The following is a 1,484-nucleotide window of genomic DNA, read 5'->3' as shown; positions in this document are numbered from 1 at the left end:
AGGGCTTCGCGCAGGAAGAAGTCCAGCGTCTTGCCGACGGTGGCGGCCATGGCGGTGGTCGGCTGCCAGTCGATCAGGCGGCGGGCGTTCTCCACGCTGGGCTTGCGATGGGCCACGTCCTGGTAGCCGTCGCCGTAGAAGCTCTTGCTCTCCACCTCGCGGAAGCCGGCGAAGGGCGGGAATTCCTGGCGTAGCGGATGGGCCTCGAACTGGGCCAGGAGCTCCTCGGCCAGCTCGCGGATGCTCGCTTCGTTGTCCGGGTTGCCGATGTTGACGATCTGGCCGTCGCAGCGCCCGCCCTGGTTCTCGATGATGCGGAACAGCGCCTCGATGCCGTCGTCGACGTCGGTGAAGCAACGCTTCTGGGCGCCGCCGTCGACCAGCTTGATCGGGGTGCCTTCCACCAGGTTGAGGATCAGCTGGGTGATGGCGCGGGAGCTGCCGATGCGCGCCGAGTCCAGGCGATCCAGGCGCGGCCCCATCCAGTTGAACGGACGGAACAGGGTGAACTTCAGGCCCTTGGCGCCATAGGCCCAGATGACCCGGTCGAGCAACTGCTTGGACACCGAGTAGATCCAGCGCTGCTTGTTGATCGGACCGACCACCAGGTTGGAGCGGTCTTCGTCGAAGCGCTCGTCCTGGCACATGCCGTACACCTCGGAGGTGGACGGGAAGATCACGCGCTTGCCGTACTTCACGCAGTGGCGAACGATCTTGAGATTTTCCTCGAAGTCCAGTTCGAACACGCGCAGCGGATTGCGGGTGTATTCGATGGGGGTGGCGATGGCCACCAGCGGCAGCACCACGTCGCACTTCTTGATGTGGTATTCCAGCCACTCGGTGTGGATGGAGATGTCGCCTTCCACGTAATGGAAGTGCGGATTGGTCTTGAGGCGTTCGATGGCGTCGGAGCCGATGTCCAGGCCATAGACGTCGTAGTTGCCGTCGGCCAGCAGGCGCTCGGAGAGGTGGTTGCCGATGAAGCCGTTGACGCCGAGGATCAGCACCCGGGTGCGGCGCTTGGCGCGGCGGTCCTGGCGATGCAGGCGGGCCCCGGCCACCAGGCCGGCTTCGCGGGCCAGTTGCGGACCGGAGAGGTACAGCCCGGCATCGCCGAGCTGGCCGGCGCGCACTTCCAGGGCGCCTTCGCCACAGGCGATGCGCAGGGGTTCCAGGCTCAGCACGCTGCCGGGGGCCTGGCCATGGTGCTCGGCCAGTGCCTGGGCGCTCCAGACGATCAGCTTGCGATCGCCGATCCAGCCGAAGGCGCCCGGATAGGGCTGGGTCACGGCGCGGACCAGGTTGGCCAGCTCGGTGGCCGGACGCTGCCACTGCAGCTCGCCGTCGGCGGCGCTGCGACGGCCATAGGTGCTGGCCTGGCTTTCATCCTGCTCGCGCTCCTGCAGGGTCCCGGCGGCCAGGGCCGGCAGGGCCTCGCGCAGGAGTTCCTGGCTGGCTTCGCGCAGCTTGGCGTGCAGGGTCAG

The 1,484-nt window shown here is 67.3% G+C and carries 1 protein-coding gene; it reads right to left on the bottom strand.

Going from position 1 to position 1,484, the window contains the following annotated elements; genetic code table 11:
- On the bottom strand, window positions 1-1,484 hold a 1,484-nt coding region (gene arnA, locus RND78_RS27720), incomplete at both ends, for a bifunctional UDP-4-amino-4-deoxy-L-arabinose formyltransferase/UDP-glucuronic acid oxidase ArnA (protein WP_312733433.1).

Source organism: Pseudomonas oryzihabitans, from assembly GCF_032027545.1.
Lineage (GTDB): Bacteria > Pseudomonadota > Gammaproteobacteria > Pseudomonadales > Pseudomonadaceae > Chryseomonas > Chryseomonas oryzihabitans_F.
The sequence above is the reverse complement of the archived record's forward strand: the minus strand, read 5'-3'. Positions and strand labels throughout refer to the sequence as shown.